A 20,187-nucleotide genomic window follows, 5' to 3' on the forward strand; every position below is an offset into this window, starting at 1 on the left:
GTTCGACCCCGAGCCATGCTCAATACGCTGCGCAAGATCGTCCAGGAAGTTAACGCCGCCAAGGATCTCAAGGCGGCGTTGGGGATTATTGTATTGCGCGTCAAAGAGGCCATGGGCAGCCAGGTCTGCTCGGTCTACCTGCTGGACCCCGAGACCAACCGTTTCGTACTGATGGCCACCGAGGGCTTGAACAAGCGCTCCATCGGCAAGGTCAGCATGGCGCCCAATGAGGGTCTGGTCGGCCTGGTCGGCACGCGTGAAGAGCCTCTTAACCTCGAAAATGCCGCGGATCACCCGCGTTACCGCTACTTCGCCGAAACCGGCGAGGAACGCTACGCCTCGTTCCTCGGCGCACCGATCATCCACCACCGCCGCGTCGTCGGCGTGTTGGTCATCCAGCAAAAGGAGCGCCGCCAGTTCGACGAAGGTGAAGAAGCCTTCCTCGTGACCATGAGCGCACAACTGGCCGGGGTTATCGCCCACGCCGAGGCCACCGGCTCGATCAGCGGCCTGGGGCGCCAGGGCAAGGGCATCCAGGAAGCCAAGTTCGTCGGCGTGCCGGGCTCGCCGGGCGCAGCGGTGGGTACGGCGGTGGTCATGTTGCCGCCCGCCGACCTGGACGTGGTGCCGGACAAGGCCATCAGCGATATCGATGCCGAACTGGCGCTGTTCAAGACCGCCATCGAAGGCGTGCGGGCCGACATGCGCGCCCTCTCGGCAAAACTCGCTACACAGTTGCGCCCTGAAGAGCGTGCATTGTTCGACGTCTACCTGATGATGCTCGACGACGCCTCCCTGGGCAGCGAGGTGACCACGGTCATCAAGACCGGCCAGTGGGCCCAGGGCGCGTTGCGTCAGGTGGTGACCGACCACGTCAACCGCTTCGAACTGATGGACGACGCCTACCTGCGCGAGCGCGCCTCCGACGTCAAGGACCTCGGTCGCCGGCTGCTGGCCTACCTGCAGCAGGAGCGCCAGCAGACCCTGGTCTACCCCGACAACACCATCCTGGTCAGCGAAGAACTGACCCCGGCCATGCTCGGCGAAGTGCCCGAAGGCAAGCTGGCGGGCCTGGTCTCGGTCCTGGGTTCGGGCAACTCCCACGTCGCGATCCTGGCGCGAGCCATGGGCATCCCGACGGTGATGGGGCTGGTGGACCTGCCGTACTCCAAGGTCGACGGCATCCAGATGATCGTCGACGGCTACCACGGCGAGGTCTATACCAACCCCAGCGAAGTGCTGCGCAAGCAGTTCGCCGATGTGGTGGAGGAAGAAAAGCAACTGTCCCTGGGCCTGGATGCGCTGCGGGATCTGCCTTGCGTGACGCCCGACGGCCATCGCATGCCATTATGGGTCAACACCGGCCTGCTGGCCGACGTGGCCCGGGCACAGAAGCGCGGGGCCGAGGGTGTGGGCCTGTACCGCACAGAAGTGCCGTTCATGATCAACCAGCGCTTCCCCAGCGAGAAGGAACAACTGGCGATCTATCGTGAGCAACTGGCCGCGTTCCATCCGCAACCGGTGACCATGCGCAGCCTGGACATCGGCGGCGACAAGGCCCTGTCCTATTTCCCGATCAAGGAAGAGAACCCGTTCCTCGGCTGGCGCGGCATTCGCGTGACGCTCGACCACCCGGAAATCTTCCTGGTTCAGGCCCGCGCCATGCTCAAGGCCAGCGAAGGCCTGAACAACCTGCGCATCCTGCTGCCGATGATCTCCGGCATCCACGAACTGGAAGAAGCCCTGCACCTGATTCATCGGGCCTGGGGCGAAGTGCGCGACGAAGGCACCGACGTGCCGATGCCGCCCGTGGGCGTGATGATCGAGATTCCGGCGGCGGTGTACCAGACCAAGGAGCTGGCACGGCAGGTGGATTTCCTGTCGGTGGGCTCCAACGACCTCACCCAGTACCTGCTGGCCGTGGATCGCAACAATCCGCGGGTGGCCGACCTGTACGACTACCTGCACCCGGCCGTGCTGCAAGCCTTGCAGACCGTGGTCCGCGACGCCCATGCCGAAGGCAAGCCGGTCAGCATTTGCGGCGAAATGGCCGGCGACCCGGCGGCCGCGGTGCTGCTCATGGCGATGGGTTTCGACAGCCTGTCGATGAACGCCACCAACTTGCCGAAAGTGAAGTGGATGCTGCGCCAGATCAACCTGAGCAAGGCCCAGGAACTGCTGGCGGAAGTGATGAGCATCGACAACCCGCAGGTGATCCACAGCTCCTTGCAACTGGCGCTGAAGAACCTCGGGCTGGCACGGATGATCAATCCGGCTTCGAACAAGACGCTCTGAATCAGCGACAGCCCCTTCGCGAGCAAGCCCGCTCCCACGGTAGATCTTTGGTGGACACATATCTTGTGAACAACCGAAGGTCCCCTGTGGGAGCGGGCTCCCTCGCGAAGGGGCCAGCACTTTCATCCCGAGACTAAATCCTGATCTCCACCTCCCCCAAATGCCCCCCATGCGGCCCGAAGCTGCGCTCGATCATGTGCCGCGTCCCATCGGCATGGACGATCAACGCCGTACTCGCTCGCGTCCCATACGCCGGGCTGGCAATGAACACGCTCGACAGCAGCATCTCGGTCGCCAATCCCACGCCCGTGTCCGGCAGGTCCGCGACTGGCGCGGGTTGCGGATCGTTGAGCAGCGCCAGCAACGCCTGTGGCTGCGGATCGTCCAGCACCTCGCCCAGCGCCGTTCGGGCCTTGAGCAGTTTCGGCCACGGCGTGTTCAGCCCGGCATTCGATAAACCGTAGAGGCCCTCGGCCAAGCGCTGGGGCCGCGTATCGCGAGCGTTGTAGTGCCACAGCTCGGTGCCGTCGCCGAGCAACAGATTGAAACCGCCGTATTCCGCAGCTCGGGGCACAACTTCGCTCAGATAGTCGGCAATCGGCAGTTGACCAGTGAGGAACCGCGCCACCAGTTCGCCCCGGGACTTGAGCGCCGGGAGCTGGCCCGGATCACGGATGTTGGTCAGGGCCGCGAAGCGACCGCCGGCGCCAACGCCGAGCCAGGTACCGCCAGCCTCCAGATCGCGGCCTGCATGGACCTCAGGCGCGTCTTCCCACTGCGCCAGGGGCAGGGTCGGGCGGGCGTAGAATTCGTCGCGGTTGGCCGCTACGATCAGCGGTTGGGCGTGGCCGGGTCGCCAGGCAAATACGATCAGGCACATCAGGTCGTCCTGTAAAAAAATGAACCGAACAATCCGCTTTCGTGGCGAGGGTATTAATTCCCTCGCCACAGAGGTTCCGCTCCATGGGTCACTCTACCCACACATCGCCCCGGCATCCATCGCCTTCAGTAGAGCCTGGAGCCCTGGATCCGTTACCATGCCGCTCTTATTTCGGGGATGGGCGGGGAGAGTCTGGTGGAATTTGTGCTCTATCTGCTGCTTGGCGCCTGCGCAGGCGTGCTGGCCGGGCTGTTCGGGGTGGGGGGCGGGATCATCATTGTCCCGGTGCTGGTGTTCAGCTTCACCTTGCAGGGCTTCGACCCGCAGGTGTTGACGCATCTGGCCGTCGGCACGTCCCTGGCGTCGATCATCTTTACCTCGGTCAATGCCGTGCGCGAGCATCAGCGCAAAGGCGCGGTGCGCTGGCCGATTTTCACCTGGATGACCTTGGGAATCCTGATCGGCGCCGGTTTCGGTGCAATCACCGCCGAAGCGATTGCCGGCCCGCATCTGCAGAAGATCATCGGCGTGTTCGCCCTGATCGTTGCCGCGCAGTTGGGCCTGGATCTCAAGCCCAAGGCCAGCCGCACGGTACCGGGCAAGGCCGGGCTGACCCTGGCCGGCTCGGTGATCGGATGGGCCTCGGCGATTTTCGGCATCGGCGGCGGCTCGCTGACCGTGCCGTTCCTGACCTGGCGCAGTGTGCCGATGCAGCAGGCGGTGGCGACCTCTTCGGCCTGTGGCTTGCCGATTGCCTTGGTCAGTGCCGCAAGTTTCATGATTCTGGGGTGGCATGATCCACTGTTGCCGGCTCATAGTCTCGGTTTTGTGTATTTGCCGGCGCTGCTGGGCATCGCCCTGACCAGCATGGTCTTCGCCCGCTTCGGCGCGCGGCTGGCCCATCGCTTGTCGCCGCGCTTGCTCAAACGACTGTTCGCCGCCTTGCTGTTCTGCGTCGGCGTAAGTTTTCTGTTCTGACGCAATCCTGGCTTAATCCCGAGGTGGCAGGGTCGCCCGGGTATTTTTGACGTTTACGAGGAATGTCCATGCTGCCTTACCCGCAGATCGATCCGGTGGCCCTGGCCATCGGTCCGCTGAAAATCCACTGGTACGGCCTGATGTACCTGATCGGCATCGGCGGCGCCTGGCTGCTGGCGTCGCGCCGGCTCAACCGTTTCGATCCGACCTGGAACAAGGAGAAGCTGTCCGATCTGGTGTTCTGGCTGTCCATGGGCGTGATCGTCGGCGGGCGCCTGGGCTATGTGCTGTTCTACGACCTGAGCGCCTACCTGGCCAACCCGACGCTGATCTTCGAGGTCTGGAAGGGCGGCATGTCGTTCCACGGCGGTTTCATCGGCGTGATGCTGGCGGCGGTCTGGTTCGGCAAGCGCAACAACAAGTCGTTCTTCGAGCTGATGGACTTCGTCGCCCCCATGGTGCCGATCGGTCTGGGCGCCGGGCGCATCGGTAACTTCATCAACGCCGAATTGTGGGGCAAGCCGACCGACGTGCCGTGGGCGATGGTCTTCCCGCCGTTCAGCGATCCGGCGCAGTTGCCGCGCCACCCGTCGCAGCTTTATCAGTTCGCCCTGGAAGGCGTGGCATTGTTCCTGATTCTCTGGCTGTTCTCGCGCAAGCCGCGACCGACCATGGCGGTGTCGGGCATGTTCGCGCTGTTCTACGGGATCTTCCGGTTCATCGTTGAATTCGTCCGCGTGCCGGACGCCCAGCTCGGCTATCTGGCCTGGAACTGGCTGACCATGGGCCAGGTACTGTGCCTGCCGATGATCATCGGTGGACTGGTACTGATCTGGCTGGCTTATCACCGCGCGCCGGCAGCGGCGGCCAAGGCTTAAATTCGAACCCCGGGGCGCCGCTCCGGGTTCAAGGACACAGGTAACCCATGAAGCAATATCTTGATCTGGTGGCCCACGTCATCAAGAACGGCACCAAGCAAGCCAACCGTACTGGCGTGAACACCATCAGTTTCCCGGGCGCCATGCTGCGCTATGACTTGAAGGACGGCTTCCCGGCCATCACCACCCGCAAGCTGGCCTTCAAATCGGCCATCGGCGAGATGTGCGGCTTCCTGCGTGGGGTCAACAACGCCGCCGAATTCCGCACCCTGGGCTGCAAGGTCTGGGACCAGAACGCCAATGAAAACGCCCAGTGGCTGGCCAACCCGTTCCGCCAGGGCGAAGACGACCTGGGCGAGATCTACGGCGTACAGTGGCGCAAGTGGCCGGCCTACAAGCAGATTCCCCTGAACAACCCGGCGGCCATCGAGCAGACCCTGGCCCAGGGCTACCGGCAAATCGCCGAAGGCGAGGAAAATGGCCAGGCCTACGTGGTGCTGTACAAGGCCATCGACCAGGTGCGCCAATGCGTCGACACCATCATCAAGGACCCGGGCAGCCGGCGCATCCTGTTCCACGGCTGGAACTGCGCCCAACTCGATGAAATGGCCCTGCCGCCGTGCCATCTGCTATACCAGTTCCACCCGAACGTCGAGACGAAGGAAATTTCCCTGACCCTCTACATCCGCTCCAACGACCTGGGGCTGGGTACGCCATTCAACCTCACCGAAGGTGCCGCCCTGCTGAGCCTGATCGGTCGCCTGACCGGCTACACACCGCGCTGGTTCACCTACTTCATCGGTGACGCCCACGTCTACGAAAACCACCTGGACATGCTCAATGAACAGCTCAAGCGCGAGCCGTTCCCGATGCCCAGGCTGGTGATTTCCGAACGCGTGCCGGAATTTGCCAAGACCGGCGTTTACCAGCCGGAGTGGCTGGAGCGGGTGGAGCCGAGCGACTTCTCCCTCGAAGGCTACCAGCACCATGCGCCGATGACTGCACCGATGGCGGTCTGAAGCACACCGCTATCCATCTCTGTGGGAGCGGGCTTGCTCGCGAAGGCGGTGTATCGGATAAAGGAATCTTGTCAGATACACCGCCTTCGCGAGCAAGCCCGCTCCCACATTGGATCTTCATGACCTTCAAGTTCCGGCGCAAGGGCACTCAATGCCCGTGACTGCGCCCCACATGTGAATGCTCCACCTCCGGCGCCACCGCTCCGCTCACTTCCAGGCGCTGCAGAATCCCGCATTGATCCAGGTCCGGTCCCTCACCGCAGCGATGGCGCAGGTCGATCAGTTGTGCCTGCAAGGCCAGCAGCCCGTCGATGCGGGCCTTGACGTGGAGGATGTGCTCGTCGATCAGTGCATTGACGCTTTCGCACTGGTCCTGGGGGCTGTCGCGCAGGGCCAGGAGGCTGCGGATTTCGTCCAGGGTCATGTCCAGGGTGCGGCAGTTGCGGATGAATGTCAGCCGCTCGGCATGGGCCTGGGTGTAGACGCGGTAGTTGCCGTCGCTGCGGGCCGGCTCCGGTAATAGACCCTCGCGTTCGTAGTAGCGGATCGTTTCGACCTGGCAGTCGGTGAGTCTGGCCAGTTCTCCGATTTTCATCATGCAGCCTCCAGAATAAGTGCTTGACCCTATAGTGGCTACAGGGTCTTTACTGCGCAACAAGCACTTTTTCATGGATGTCACTGATGAGCGATTCCCTCCATACCCACAAACCCGGCCACGGCCATGACCACGGGCATTCCTGCTGCGCCTCGAAGGCGCCCCCGGCGGTAATCGATCTTGGCAAAGCGCCGACGAAAGGTTCGCGCCAGAGCAGTTTTCGCATCGAAGCCATGGACTGCCCCACCGAACAGACGCTGATCCAGAACAAACTCGGCAAGCTCAAGGGCGTGCTGCGGCTGGAATTCAACCTGATCAACCGCGTACTCGACGTGACCCACGCGCTGCCTGACGACACGCCGATCATCGAGGCGATCAAGTCCCTGGGCATGCAGGCCGAGCCACTGACGCCGGGCCAGGAGAAAGAAACCGCCAGCCTGCCTGCCCCGACCAAACCGTGGTGGCCGCTGGCGCTGTCCGGTGTCACCGCGTTGGGCGCCGAAGTGATCCATTTCACGGGGGCCGCACCGAATTGGGTGGTTGCCATCATCGCCTTGGTTTCGATCCTCAGCGGCGGCCTCGGTACGTATAAGAAAGGCTGGATCGCCCTCAAGAACCTCAATTTGAACATCAACGCCCTGATGAGCATCGCCGTGACCGGCGCGGTGTTGATCGGTCAATGGCCGGAAGCGGCGATGGTGATGTTCCTGTTCACCGTGGCCGAACTGATCGAAGCCAAATCCCTTGACCGAGCGCGCAATGCCATCAGCGGCTTGATGCAGATGGCGCCGGAACAGGCCACCGTGCAACAGGCCGATGGCGCCTGGCAAGTGCAAGAGGTCAAGACCATCGCCCCAGGCGCGCGGGTGCGGGTTCGCCCTGGTGAGCGCGTTGGTCTGGACGGTGATGTGGTGGCCGGCCGATCCACTATCGACCAGGCGCCCATCACCGGCGAAAGCCTGCCGGTGGAGAAAGCCGTAGGCGACAAGGTGTTCGCCGGCACGATCAACCAGGCCGGTGAGCTGGAATACACCGTGACGGCGAAGGCCGAGCATTCCACCCTGGCCCGGATCATCCACGCCGTGGAACAAGCCCAGGGTTCACGGGCACCGACCCAGCGCTTCGTCGATCAATTCTCGAAAATCTACACTCCGACAGTGTTCGCCCTGGCACTGGCGGTGGCCCTTATCCCGCCGCTGTTCATGGCAGCGCCGTGGTTCGACTGGCTCTACCGAGCGCTGGTGTTGCTGGTGGTGGCCTGTCCTTGTGCGCTGGTGATTTCCACCCCGGTGAGCATCGTCAGCGGCCTCGCCGCAGCGGCGCGCAAGGGCATCCTGATCAAGGGCGGCGTGTATCTGGAGGGCGGTTACAAACTGGATTACCTGGCTTTGGACAAGACTGGCACGATCACCCACGGCAAACCGGTGCAAACCGATTACCTGCCGCTGGACCCGACGGTGGAGACCAGCGCGCCGGCCCTGGCTGCCAGCCTCGCCGCCCGCTCCGACCATCCGGTGTCAAAAGCGATAGCTGCTGCGGGTAAACCGCAGGTTGTGGATAACTTCCAGGCATTACCGGGACGCGGTGTGCGCGGCGATATCGACGGCACCACTTATCACTTGGGCAATCATCGTCTGGTGGAAGACCTGGGCCTGTGTTCGCCAGAACTGGAAGAGCGACTCTTCGCCCTGGAAAAACAGGGCAAGTCCGTGGTGCTGCTGCTCGACAGCTCGGGCCCACTGGCCTTGTTCGCCGTGGCCGACACGGTGAAGGACTCCAGCCGCGAAGCCATCCGGCAATTGCATGATCTGGGCATCAAGACTCTGATGCTTACCGGCGACAACGTCCATACCGCCGAGGCGATTGCCGGGGAGGTGGGCATGGATCAGGCTCGGGGTGACTTGCTGCCGGAAGACAAGCTGCGGGCCATCGAAGACTTGTACGCCAAAGGGCATCGCGTCGGCATGGTCGGCGACGGTATCAACGACGCCCCTGCCCTGGCCCGTGCGGAGATCGGCTTCGCCATGGCGGCTGCCGGCACCGATACCGCCATCGAAACGGCCGACGTCGCCCTGATGGACGACGACCTGCGCAAGATCCCCGCCTTCATTCGGCTGTCCCGACAAACATCGGCCATCCTCAAGCAGAACATCGCTCTGGCCCTGGTGGTGAAGGCAATCTTCCTCGGCGTGACCTTCACCGGATTCGCCACCCTGTGGATGGCGGTGTTTGCCGACATGGGGGTCAGCTTGCTGGTGGTGTTCAATGGGTTGCGGTTGTTGCGTAAGTAAAACGCCGAACTGCTCGCGATGGGCTGCATAGCAGCCCCCTTCAATCACGCTGCGGTTCTCGAATCTTGTACCAGGCCACATACAACGCTGGCAGGAACAACAAGGTCAACAGGGTAGCAATGATGATCCCGCCAATCATCGCGTAGGCCATGGGCCCCCAGAACACCTCCCGTGCAATGGGGATCATCCCCAGGCTAGCCGCGGCCGCCGTCAACAGGATCGGCCGGCGCCGGTGCTCGGTGGCCTCCACCACGGCGTCCCAAGGCGTGTAGCCGGCACGCTCATACTCATCGATCTGGGTCACCAGGATCACCGAGTTACGGATGATGATGCCGATCAACGCGAGGATTCCGAGGATCGCCACAAAGCCCATGGGCGTGCCCGTCGGCACCAGCGCCAACACCACGCCGATCAAGCCGAGGGGCGCGACACTCGCCACCAAAAACAGCTTCTGCACACTGTGCAGTTGGATCATCAGGAACGTCGCCATCAAAAACAACATCAATGGCACGACGCTGGCAATCGGGCCCTGGGCCTTGCTGCTCTCTTCCACGGTACCGCCGGTGGCGACCTTGTAGCCCACCGGCAAGCCGGCGGCGAATTTATCGATGTCCGGTTGCAGTTGCTTCACCAGGTCGGTGGGTTGGATTTCATCGCGCACGGCGGCCTTGATGGTGATGGTCGGCTTGCGGTCGCGCCGCCACACCAAGGGTTGCTCCAGTTCATAGCGCACGGTGGCGAATGCCAGCAGCGGAATCGAGGTACCACTTGGGGTGACGATCTGCAGGTTCTGCAGGGTTTCCGGCGACCCACGTTCAGCATCCTCAGCACGCCCGACTACATTGATCAGGTAGATATCATCATTGACCTGAGTCACCGGCGACCCACTGACGATGCTGTTCATCAACCGGGCGACGTCCTCGGAAGACAAGCCCAGTTGCCGAGCCTTATCCTGGGCGATGTCGACGCGCAGCACCTTGCCCGGCTCGTTCCAGTCGTAAATGATTTCGCCGATGTGCGAGTTCTTGTCCAGCTCGGTAGCCAGTTCGATGGCGTGCTTGCGCACCTGGTCGATGTCCTTGCCGCTGACCCGGTACTGGATAGGCCGTCCCACCGGAGGTCCCATTTCCAGTGACTGCACGTAGCTGCCGATGCCGACGAAGTCTTCGCGCAGACGCTTTTGCAAACGCTCGGTGAGTGCCGTGCGCGACTCCAGGCCCTTGCTGACGATCACCAACTGCGCGTAGTACGGGTTCTGCAATTGCTGGTCCAGCGGCAGGTAGAAACGAATCGCGCCCTCACCGATGTAGGTGCTCCAGCGCGCGATGTCCGGATCGTCCTTGAGGGTCGCTTCCAGGCGGTCGACGGCCTTGCGGGTTTCATCCATCGAAGCGTTTTGCGGCAGGTTGAGGTCCACCAGGATCTCCGGCCGGTCCGAAGAGGGAAAGAACTGGTTCTGCACGAAACGCATACAGAACACCGCCAGCACGAACAGCAGCACGGTGATGCCGATGGCCCACCAGCGGTTGCGCATCGCCCATAACAGACCACCGTTGAACGCCCGACCGATCCGTCCCGGTTCATTGTCGTGGGGTTTTACGTTGGTGCTGAGGATATGCACGCCGATCACCGGGGCGAACAGCACCGCGACGACCCATGACACCAGCATCGCCACGGCGATCACGGCAAACAGGGTAAAGGTGTACTCGCCGGCGGAGCTGGCGTTCAGGCCGATAGGCACGAAACCCGCCACGGTCACCAGGGTCCCGGTGAGCATCGGAAACGCGGTAGAGGTATAGGCGAACGTCGCGGCCTGTTCCTTGGTTTCGCCTTTTTCAAGGCGGGTGACCATCATCTCCACGGTGATCATCGCGTCGTCCACCAGCAGGCCGAGGGCGATGATCAACGCGCCGAGGGAGATTCGCTGCATGGTGATGCCGCTGTACTCCATGAACAAAAAGACCATCGCCAACACCAGCGGAATCGAGCAGGCCACCACCAGTCCGGCTCGGATGCCCAGACTGATGAAACTGACCACCAGTACGATCACCACCGCCTCGAACAAGGCACTGGTGAAGCCGCCCACTGCTTCCTTCACCACTTCGGCCTGATCCGACACCGTGTGCACGCCTACGCCCACCGGCAGATCGGCGGTCAGTTCGTTCATGCGCGCATGCAGGGCCTTGCCGAAATCCTGGATGTTGCCGCCCTTCTTCATGGCGATGGCCAGGCCAATCGCCGGTGTGCCATTGAAACGAAACATCGGCGTGGCGGGGTCGACGTAACCGCGGCTGATCTCGGCGATGTCGGCCAGTCGATAGAAGCGGTCATTGAGCCGCAAGTTGACGTTGGCCAGGTCTTTCTCCGACTGGAACTGCCCCGAGGTGCGCACGGAAATACGCTCGGGGCCGGCATCGATCACTCCGGCGGGGGTCACCGCGTTCTGCGATTGCAGGCTCTGCACCACCTGGCGCTGGTCGATGCCCAGGGCGGCGAGCTTGCGAGTGGAGAAGTTCAGGTACAACACCTCGTCCTGCTCACCGATCATTTCTACCTTGCCCAGGCCGGGCACATCGCGGATCTCGGCGCGCACTTGCTCCACGTAGTCACGCAACTGGCGCATCGACAGGCCATCGCCGGTAAAGGCATACACCGAACCATAGACGTCACCGAACTCGTCGTTGAACCCAGGGCCTTGCAAGCCCTCGGGAAAGTCACCGCGAATGTCGTTGATCTTCTTGCGCACCTGGTACCAGATCTCGGGAATGTCCTTGGCACTGGTGGTATCGAGCAGATACACGAACACCGTCGACTCCCCGGGCCGGGTGTAGCTTTTCACATAATCGAGGGAATCGAGCTCCTCGAGTTTCTTCTCGATGCGGTCGGTGACCTGCCTGAGGGTTTCCTCCTGGGTCGCGCCGGGCCAGCGCGTCTGGATGATCATGGTCTTGATGGTGAACGACGGGTCTTCCTCGCGCCCCAGGTTCATGTAGGAAAACACGCCCATCAACAGCGCAACGAACATCAGGTACCAGACGAATGACTGATGCCGCAGGGCCCATTCGGAGAGGTTAAAGGGCCCTTTCATCGTACGTCCTCGTCAAGTTTCACTTTCTGCCCCGGCTGAAGGCTGTTCACACCGGCGCTGACCACGCGGTCGCCGGGCTTGATACCGTTGGCCACCAGCACCGTGTCGGCCGTTCGCTCAAGGATGCGCACATCACGGGGCGAGACGGTCTGGTTCTGCGGGTCAACGAGCCAGATCCGAGCTTTGCCATCGACCTCTTGCAAGGCACTGAGCGGCAGTTCGATCCGTGGCTCGATGGCCGAGCTCAGGGTCACGCTGATGGCCGTGCCCAGGCGCAGGCCCGGCGGGGTATCAGTGAGGGTCAGGCGCGCCCGGCGGGTGCGGGTGGCGCTCTGAGCCTGGGGCTCGATCTCGCGCACGATGGCGGTGGTGCGGGTGGCCGGGTCCAGTTGCGCGGTGACTTCGAATACCACGTCCTCGGGCAGACGCTCGGCCAGCCCGGCCGGCAGGTCGATCACCGCCTCCTTGACGTCCGGTCGCGCCAGGGTCACCACTTGCTGGCCGGCTGTCACCACTTGCCCGGCCTCGGCGTTCCAGGCGGTAACGACAGCGTCGTGGTCGGTCCGCAGTTCGCTGTAGTTGAGTTGGTCGCGGGCCTGCTCCACCGAGGCCCGGGCCTGTTCCAGGGAGGCGCCGGTGGTTTTCAACTCGGTCTGAGCCATATCCAACTGCGCCTGGGCACCGACGCCCCGGTCGAACAGCTGCTGTTGCCGACGGGCATTGGCCTGGGCATTGATGTACTGCGCCTCGATCCGCGCCAGGTCGCCCTGGGCGGCGCGCAACTGGTTCTGCTGATCAGTGGGGTCGAGGGTGGCGAGCAAATCGCCCTTCTTCACTTCGGCACCGACATCGACGTTGCGGCTGGCGATCCGTCCCGGCACACGGAAACCGACGTTGCTTTCATAACGCGCCAGGATATTGCCGGCAAACCGCCCCAGCGCCTGTTGATCCAAGGCCCGGACCTCAACCGACAATACCGGGCGCACCGGCTCCGGCGGCACTTCTTCTTTCGAACAGGCCGCGAGCAACAATCCGACCGAGATCATCCATAAGCGCTTCATGGCTGGACTCCCGTCGGGGGTTTTTCATAGGTATTTTCGGCAATCTCGACCCGTACGCCGGGGTGCAGCAATTGCCCGCCGGCGGTGACCACTTTTTCGCCGCCCTTGAGGCCGTCGCTGATGATGACCTTGCCGGTCAGGTAGCGGCCGACGGTGACGGTTCGCAACCGTGCCCTGCCCTCGTCGTCCACCAGCCACACGGCCGGCTCGCGAAGGTCCTTGGTCAGGGCCGACCATGGCAGCTCCACCGCTGTCCTGCCGGCGGACTTGGCGGTGGCACTGACCACCGATCCCAGGCGCATGCCTTCGGGCAGATCGTCGAGGGTGACCTTGACCTGCACGGTGCCGGTCTCGGCGGACACCGCCGGGGTGATCTCGCGCACCTTGCCGGTGGTCTGGATCGCGGGGTTGTCCAACAGACTGATGACGATCGCCGGATCAGAGGGTGGCTCGCTCAGCAAGGATTCGTAGATGTTGAACACCGCATCGCGCTCGCCATCGCGGGCCAGGCTGAAAATCGGCTCCGTGGCCTGTACCACCTGACCAACCTCCGCCTGCCGCGCCGTGATGATACCCGGGGCGTCGGCAATCAATGCGGTGTAACTCAATTGCTCCCGCGCGTTGGCCAGTTGAGCCTGGGCAGCCGTCAACGCACTTTGGCTGCTGCGCAGTTGCGCCTGGGCCGCGTCGTATTCGCTCTGGCTGGTGTAGCCCTTGGGCAAGAGCTTCTGTTGGCGCACGAACGCCGCCGCACTCTGCTTGACCCGCGCCTGCTCGGCGGCCACCTGGGCCTCGGCGGAGTCGACATTGGTCTGCAAGTCCCGCGGGTCGAGTCGGGCCAGTACCTGCCGGGCCGAGACACGGTCGCCCACGTCGACCTTGCGCTCGATGATCTTGCCGCCCACGCGGAACGACAGGTCTGTCTTCACCCGAGCCTGGACGTCGCCGGTCAGGGTCACCGAGGCCGCATACTCGGTGGGCATGGCCTGCTGTACGAACACCCGTGGCAATGCTTTTTCCTCGGGCTTTTTATCACCACACCCCACCAACAACGCACACAAGCCCAGGCCAACTACCAGTTTGATGCGGGGACCAGCCATGCAGACTCCTTTGCGTTGTACGGACGTGCCAGTGACGATACGACTGTGAGCTTAGAGCAGGGTTCAGTGGTTGCACAGAATCACAATGCAGAAGCAATCAGGCAAACTGCTCTTTTTTTGCGCAGGCAATGGCAAGCCAAGCGAGTCGGCGCCTGCAAGTCCAGCCAGCAGGACAATCTCTCATGCTCAAGACCCTTGCGGTGGCCAACTACCGATCCATCAATGAACTGGTCATTCCCCTCGGCCGCCTGAACCTGATCACCGGTCCCAACGGCAGCGGAAAATCCAACCTGTATCGCGCCCTGCGGCTGTTGGCGGAGACGGCCCAAGGCGGGGTCGTCAACGCCCTGGCTCGTGAAGGCGGACTGGATTCGACCTTCTGGGCCGGGCCGGAACACATCAGCCGACGCATGCGCAACGGCGAGGTCCCCGTCCAGGGCAACGTACGCCAGGCCAGAAAACGCCTGCGCCTGGGATTCGCCGCCGAAGATTTTTCCTATTCGATCGCCCTGGGCCTGCCGGAACCCAGTCGCTCGGCGTTTTCGCTGGATCCGCAGATCAAGCGCGAAACCATCTGGGCCGGGCCGGTCTTTCGTCCCGCCAGCCTGCTGGTGGACCGCAACGGGCCGATGGTGCGCGCCCGGGAGGGCCGCTCATGGGATGTCCTGACCCAGCACACCAGCACCTTCGACAGTCTGTTCGACCAGGTTGGCAGCCTGCGCACGTCCCCGGAGGTCTTGCAGATGCGCGAGTTCATCCGTCGCTGGCGTTTCTATGATCATTTTCGCAGCGACGCCGAGGCTCCGGTGCGCCAGCCGCAACTGGGCACCCGCACGCCGGTGCTGCACCACGACGGCCGCGACCTGGCGGCCGCCCTGCAGACCATCCTTGAAATCGGCGACGTCGAGGCGCTGCATGCCGCCATCGGCGATGCATTTCCCGGCGCCCGCCTGGACATCGAAAAACTCCAGGGCGGACGTTTCGCCATCGCATTCCAGCAGCATGGCCTGCTGCGTCCGCTATCCGCCGCCGAGCTGTCGGACGGCACCCTGCGATATCTGCTGCTGGTGGCCGCCCTGCTCACGCCGCGACCGCCCTCGCTGATGGTGCTCAACGAGCCGGAAACCAGCCTGCACCCGGACCTGTTGCCTGCCTTGGCGCGGCTGATCATCCGGGCTTCGGCCAATTGCCAGGTCTGGGTCGTATCCCACGCCACGCGCCTGATCGCCGCCTTGCAGCAGGACGACGATTGCAACTGCATCATGCTGGAGAAAGACCTGGGCCAGACCGGCGTAGTGGGCCAGGGCATGCTGGATGCTCCTGCGTGGAACTGGCCGGATTGACTGACGGTATTTGCAGAGGCCGAGTAAGAAGGCTATTTTCCTTTGCGCTGTAGGATGGGTCTAATTTTCTAGCAACCTCTCCAAGGAATCACAGCTCAAGGCCAGACTCCATGGCTTCCATCACAAGGACGATAAAAATGGCTAACGTGAAAGCTCCGCAACCCCTGGACCCACAAGATATCGTCAAACTGTTGATGGCCTTGCGCCGGGCATTGAAGACACGGCCTGCATAGAGGAATCCAGGCAATAAAAAACGCCGACGCTGGCAAGCCGTCGGCGTTGAAGGTTTCAAGCACGCGTAGTCCGATCAGAACGCCGGCAATACCGCGCCGCTGTATTTCTTCTCGATGAACGCCTTCACTTCAGGACTGGTCAGGGCCTTGGCCAGTTTCTGAATGGCCGGGTTGTCCTTGTTGTCAGGACGGGCTACCAGGAAGTTCACGTAGGGCGAATCCGAACCTTCGATCACCAGAGCGTCCTTGGCTGGGTTAAGACCTGCTTCCAAGGCATAGTTGGTGTTGATCAGATCCAGGTCAACCTGGTCCAGGACCCGTGGCAGCATGGCCGATTCCAGTTCCTTGAACTTGAAGTTGTGCGGGTTCTTGGCGATGTCTTTCGGCGTTGCCAGGGCGTTTTTCGGATCCTTGAGCTCGATCAGGCCAGCCTTCTGCAGCAGAAGCAGAGCACGCCCACTATTGCTACCTTCGTTAGGCAGCGCGATGGTCGCGCCGTTTGGCAGATCGGCCAGGTTCTTGTACTTCTTCGAATAGCCACCGAACGGTTCGACGTGAACGCCGATCACAGTCACCAGATTCGTACCTTTGCCTTCGTTGAAGTTCTTCAGGTAGGGCAAGGTCTGGAAGTAGTTGGCGTCCAGGCGCTTCTGGTCTACCTGTACGTTGGGCTGGACGTAGTCGGTGAAGACCTTGACCTGCAGGTCGACGCCTTCCTTGGCCAGGGCCGGCTTGATCAGTTCGAGGATTTCAGCGTGGGGCACCGGAGTCGCCGCCACCACCAGTTTATCCGCCGCCTGGGTCAGGCCCGAGGTCAGGGCTGCCGCCAATGCGGTGAACAACAGAACCTTTTTCATGCAGTGTCCTTATCGAATATCACTGTCGTCATTGACGACGGCCTATGTGAAGGTGCCAGCGAAGTGCTATCGCTGGCGTGGTACGGAAGATACCGATATTTTTTATTCCTTAACAATATCTTTTATAGATTCACATATATCAATAATTTATATGGTGCCCTCTGCTCCTGCTAGACATGCGAATCGGATATCCGAGCTTCCGTTAAACGCGGCAAATTAAGATGTTCCGGCAATATGTAATCCCCAATGCTCACCAACAACGCAAAATGAATGACGTTCTCCAACTCGCGGGTGTTGCCGGGCCAACTGTGCCGTTCAAGCGCACGTTGCGCCGCTTCGCTGATCAGCGGCACGGCCAGGCCAAGGCGCTGGCTGTAGATGCCCAAAAAATATTCGGCCAGGGACAGGATATCGCCGACCCGTTCGCGCAAGGGCGGCAACTCGAGCCGGCCTTCACTCAGGTAGTGATACAGCCGGTCATGAAATTTCCCGGCGGCCACTGCTTGCGCCAGGTCGATGCTGGTGGCGGCGACCAGTCGCACGTCCACGGGGCTGGGTTGATGGGCGCCCACACGGGTGACTTCGTGATTTTCCAGGGCGGCCAGCAATTTGACCTGGATCGGCAGCGGCAGATCGCCGATCTCATCCAGGTACAGCGTGCCGCCATTGGCCGAGCCGAACCACCCGGCCCGGCTGCTGGCTGAGCCGCTATGGCTGCCGGCGGCATAACCGAACAATTCGGCGTCGGCATAGGTCGGGCTGATGGCGCCGCAATTGACTGACACAAACAACCCACCGCGATTGCTCTCGCGATGGATGTGACGGGCCAGCAATTCCTTGCCGGTACCGGTTTCACCGCGGATCAACACCGAGACCGAGCGCGGTGCCAATGTTTCCAATTCCTGGCGCAACTGCCGCGAACGCGGGTCGACAAACACCAGCGCCTTGGCGCGGATGCTCAGGGGGCTTTTTTCCGCATCGGGAAAGGTCAGCAATGACTGACCGAAATGCTCATGCGAACTCATGGCAGACTCCAGCCCTGCACCGTCGGCAAGACGGGAGGGCACTTATATTCACGGGCGGTTCACGCGCGACGCAGGGCATGGTGCTCCAGGCGGTTTTGCAGCCGGTAGAGATACGCGAAACCCTGCTCCCAACGATGGTGGCCGGACTTCACATTGATGTGTCCCGCCCCCGACAGGATCCCGGCCTCGGCTCCCCAGCGGCGCGCCAGTTCCAGCGCACGGGGGGCGCTGATGGCAGGGTCGTTGTCGGAACTGACCACTTGGCTTGGGAATGGCAACAGGTCGCAGGGAATCGGCGCGAAATTGCGCAACGCCGGAGCGCAGGCCGGGCGCTCGACATCTGCGGGCGCCACCAGCAACGCCCCACGCACCTGCCTGAGAAGTTGCAACGGCGCAGTGGCGGCCCAATGGGCAACCGTGATGCAACCCAGGCTATGGGCGATGAGGATCACTGGCGTGCTGTCGGCGGCGATGGCTTCGGCCAGTGCGGCGACCCAGTCTTCGCGCCGGGGCGTCAACCAATCGGCCTGCTCGACCCGGACGCTGTTGGGCAGGCTGTTCTGCCAGTGGGTTTGCCAATGATTTTCCGGCGATCCTTGCCAGCCCGGCACAATCAGGTAGCGAATCGATTCGTTGCGCATGGGTGCTCTCCTGCGTGTCAGTTCAGGCACGAGTATAGGCAGGAGAGTTATATTCTTTAAGGAATAAGAAGCTATTTATTAATAACCAAAATATTAGTCAATACGAATCACCCCTCACGCCCTTTCCTGAGCAACACATCCAACTGATCCACCAGCACCGCCCAATCCGCGTCCTCGAGAATTTCCTCCCGAAGCAACTGCCGCTGGCCCTCGCTCCAGAAAAAGGCGTCGGCCAGGTGCAGGCCGGGCTTGAGGGGTGAATGGCTGACCATGAACTTATCGATACTCTCGGCATCGTCGGGCAGACCCAGTTGCTTGAACAACGCAGGGAGGTTGTGGACTGGCTTTTCCATGGGGGCTCCTGGACTTCAAGGATGGCAGGACGCGTTTTTCTCTTGGCAGTTTAGTCTCTTGGCAGTTTAGTCTCTTGGTAGTCTAGCCCTTGAATGACCGCCAGACTGTTCGGAGTTCGATCAATCCATGACTCGGCTAGACTGTAAGTGAAGCCACCCGAGTCGGTGCTGTGGAGGGTCCGGTGAACATTCGCTTCGTGTTGGTCGCCTTGCTGGTCATGAGCACACCTGCGTTCGGCGCCGAGGACCTCGGGCTGGCGGCCGCCAACTCGATGGGGTTTTGGTTGATTGCCCTGGGCGCGGCACTGCTGGTCGTTGAAGCGGCCTTGCCCAATTACGGCGTGGCCGGGCTGGGGGGCATTGTCTCGTGTGTCATCGGCGCGATCATCCTGACCAACGCCGACGTGCCTGTACCCTTGATGATCGGGTTGGGGCTGGTCAGCGCCTTGTTGCTGATCGTCCTGTTGGTTCGTGCATTGAAGACCCACCCGCGCCAACCTGTCAGCGGCGATTCCGCCTTGTTGGGCAGCGTCGTCACGGTGACTGAGCTGCAGGCCGGTAATCATCACCATGGCTGGGTCCGGTTGGAAGGCGAGCGTTGGCAGGTGGCTTGTGCGACGTCGCTGCGAATCGGGCAAGCGGTACGCGTCATCGCTCGAAAGGGGCTGCTGCTGGAAGTGGCCCCCGCCGATTCACAAGGAGCATGAGATGGGTATGCAAATCGGTTTTACGCTGCTGCTGATACTGTTGATCGCGCTGGCGGCGTCCACATTCCGGATCCTGCGCGAATACGAACGGGCGGTAGTGTTCCAACTGGGGCGGTTCTGGCAAGTCAAAGGACCGGGGCTGATCCTGCTGATTCCGGTGGTCCAGCAAATGATCCGCGTCGATCTGCGCACCATTGTGCTCGACGTACCGCCTCAGGACGTGATCACCCGCGACAACGTCTCGGTGAAGGTCAACGCGGTGCTGTATTTCCGAGTACTCGACCCGCAGAAGGCAATTATCCAGGTGGAAAATTTCCTCATGGCCACCAGCCAACTGGCCCAGACCACCCTGCGCGCCGTCCTCGGTAAACACGACCTGGATCAATTACTGGCCGAACGCGAGCAGTTGAACGGCGACATCCAACAGGTGCTTGACGCCCAGACCGACGCCTGGGGTATCAAGGTGGCGAACGTCGAGATCAAACATGTGGACCTCAACGAATCGATGATCCGCGCCATCGCCCGGCAAGCCGAAGCCGAACGGGAGCGACGGGCCAAAGTGATCCACGCCGAAGGCGAATTGCAAGCTTCGGAAAAACTCATGCAGGCCGCCGAAATGCTCGGGCGCCAGCCGGGTGCCATGCAACTGCGCTACATGCAGACGCTGGGGTCCATTGCCGGGGACAAGAGCTCTACCATCGTGTTTCCACTGCCGATCGAATTGCTCAAGGGGATGGCAGAGCTGTCGCCCAACAAGCCTTAGGCTCTGTCTGAAAAGCCTTGATACTCGTTCATGCTGCGTTGATAACCGGCTCGGAATGCTCATTTACTCCAGTAAACTGC

The 20,187-nt window shown here is 62.0% G+C and carries 17 protein-coding genes; 8 read left to right on the forward strand and 9 right to left on the reverse strand.

Translation table 11 applies throughout. The features are described 5' to 3' along the window. Nucleotides 1-15: 15 nt before the first annotated feature. Complete coding sequence (gene ptsP / locus AD666_RS04740) at nt 16-2,295, forward strand: phosphoenolpyruvate--protein phosphotransferase (protein ID WP_053148067.1); 2,280 nt, start codon at nt 16-18, stop codon at nt 2,293-2,295. Nucleotides 2,296-2,428: 133 nt separating this feature from the next. Here ptsP and AD666_RS04745 read toward each other — a convergent pair whose 3' ends face one another. Next, nucleotides 2,429-3,175, reverse strand: a complete 747-nt coding sequence (locus AD666_RS04745) for an NRDE family protein (protein WP_053148069.1) — start codon at nt 3,173-3,175, stop codon at nt 2,429-2,431. A 195-nt stretch (nt 3,176-3,370) separates the two neighbouring features. On the opposite strand from AD666_RS04745, the gene AD666_RS04750 reads away from it, so the two are divergent. From AD666_RS04750 to AD666_RS04760, 3 genes are all read left to right on the forward strand, one after another. Beyond that, nucleotides 3,371-4,153 (forward strand): sulfite exporter TauE/SafE family protein, encoded by a 783-nt coding sequence (locus AD666_RS04750; RefSeq protein WP_053148176.1) that lies wholly within the window; start codon nt 3,371-3,373, stop codon nt 4,151-4,153. 68 nt (nt 4,154-4,221) lie between these two features. Continuing rightward, a complete protein-coding gene (gene lgt, locus AD666_RS04755) occupies nt 4,222-5,031 on the forward strand; it encodes a prolipoprotein diacylglyceryl transferase (RefSeq protein WP_053148071.1) in 810 nt (269 codons plus the stop codon). A 47-nt stretch (nt 5,032-5,078) separates the two neighbouring features. Next, the gene (locus AD666_RS04760; protein ID WP_053148072.1) at nt 5,079-6,050 is read left to right on the forward strand and encodes a thymidylate synthase; all 972 of its coding nucleotides are present in this window, start codon (nt 5,079-5,081) and stop codon (nt 6,048-6,050) included. Between the two features lie 148 nt (nt 6,051-6,198). Here the strand turns inward: AD666_RS04760 and cadR are convergent, their stop codons facing one another. Beyond that, complete coding sequence (cadR, locus tag AD666_RS04765; protein ID WP_053148075.1) at nt 6,199-6,645, reverse strand: Cd(II)/Pb(II)-responsive transcriptional regulator; 447 nt, start codon at nt 6,643-6,645, stop codon at nt 6,199-6,201. A gap of 86 nt (nt 6,646-6,731) precedes the next feature. Here cadR and AD666_RS04770 point away from each other — a divergent pair, with 86 nt between their 5' ends. Beyond that, nucleotides 6,732-8,936 carry a heavy metal translocating P-type ATPase gene (locus tag AD666_RS04770; protein ID WP_053148077.1) on the forward strand — a complete coding sequence of 735 codons (2,205 nt, stop codon included), beginning with the start codon at nt 6,732-6,734 and terminating at the stop codon, nt 8,934-8,936. A gap of 40 nt (nt 8,937-8,976) precedes the next feature. Here the strand turns inward: AD666_RS04770 and AD666_RS04775 are convergent, their stop codons facing one another. From AD666_RS04775 to AD666_RS04785, 3 genes are read right to left on the reverse strand one after another with little or no spacing between them, the layout of a single operon-like run. After that, nucleotides 8,977-12,024 (reverse strand): efflux RND transporter permease subunit, encoded by a 3,048-nt coding sequence (locus AD666_RS04775; RefSeq protein WP_053148079.1) that lies wholly within the window; start codon nt 12,022-12,024, stop codon nt 8,977-8,979. Continuing rightward, complete coding sequence (locus AD666_RS04780; protein ID WP_053148081.1) at nt 12,021-13,085, reverse strand: efflux RND transporter periplasmic adaptor subunit; 1,065 nt, start codon at nt 13,083-13,085, stop codon at nt 12,021-12,023. Before AD666_RS04780 ends, AD666_RS04775 begins: the two co-directional genes overlap by 4 nt. Beyond that, nucleotides 13,082-14,185, reverse strand: a complete 1,104-nt coding sequence (locus AD666_RS04785) for an efflux RND transporter periplasmic adaptor subunit (protein WP_053148083.1) — start codon at nt 14,183-14,185, stop codon at nt 13,082-13,084. Before AD666_RS04785 ends, AD666_RS04780 begins: the two co-directional genes overlap by 4 nt. 182 nt (nt 14,186-14,367) lie before the next feature. On the opposite strand from AD666_RS04785, the gene AD666_RS04790 reads away from it, so the two are divergent. Next, nucleotides 14,368-15,528, forward strand: a complete 1,161-nt coding sequence (locus tag AD666_RS04790; RefSeq protein WP_053148086.1) for an AAA family ATPase — start codon at nt 14,368-14,370, stop codon at nt 15,526-15,528. A gap of 307 nt (nt 15,529-15,835) precedes the next feature. On the opposite strand, the gene AD666_RS04795 is transcribed toward AD666_RS04790, so the two are convergent. From AD666_RS04795 to AD666_RS04810, 4 genes are all read right to left on the reverse strand, one after another. Continuing rightward, nucleotides 15,836-16,618, reverse strand: coding sequence for a MetQ/NlpA family ABC transporter substrate-binding protein (locus AD666_RS04795; protein ID WP_053148088.1), 783 nt, complete (start codon nt 16,616-16,618; stop codon nt 15,836-15,838). 170 nt (nt 16,619-16,788) lie between these two features. Next, entirely contained in the window at nt 16,789-17,643 is an 855-nt protein-coding gene (locus AD666_RS04800; RefSeq protein ID WP_053148090.1) for a sigma 54-interacting transcriptional regulator, read from the reverse strand. A 59-nt stretch (nt 17,644-17,702) separates the two neighbouring features. Further along, the gene (locus tag AD666_RS04805) at nt 17,703-18,284 is read right to left on the reverse strand and encodes an alpha/beta hydrolase (protein WP_053148092.1); all 582 of its coding nucleotides are present in this window, start codon (nt 18,282-18,284) and stop codon (nt 17,703-17,705) included. 107 nt (nt 18,285-18,391) lie between these two features. Further along, entirely contained in the window at nt 18,392-18,637 is a 246-nt protein-coding gene (locus tag AD666_RS04810; RefSeq protein WP_053148094.1) for a DUF2789 domain-containing protein, read from the reverse strand. Nucleotides 18,638-18,855: 218 nt separating this feature from the next. Here AD666_RS04810 and AD666_RS04815 point away from each other — a divergent pair, with 218 nt between their 5' ends. Further along, nucleotides 18,856-19,344 carry an NfeD family protein gene (locus AD666_RS04815; protein WP_371259565.1) on the forward strand — a complete coding sequence of 163 codons (489 nt, stop codon included), beginning with the start codon at nt 18,856-18,858 and terminating at the stop codon, nt 19,342-19,344. A gap of 1 nt (nt 19,345) precedes the next feature. Next, nucleotides 19,346-20,107 carry a slipin family protein gene (locus AD666_RS04820; protein ID WP_053148098.1) on the forward strand — a complete coding sequence of 254 codons (762 nt, stop codon included), beginning with the start codon at nt 19,346-19,348 and terminating at the stop codon, nt 20,105-20,107. Nucleotides 20,108-20,187 lie beyond the last annotated feature (80 nt).

Source organism: Pseudomonas sp. Pf153 (genome assembly GCF_001269775.1).
In the GTDB taxonomy this organism is placed as follows: domain Bacteria; phylum Pseudomonadota; class Gammaproteobacteria; order Pseudomonadales; family Pseudomonadaceae; genus Aquipseudomonas; species Aquipseudomonas uvaldensis.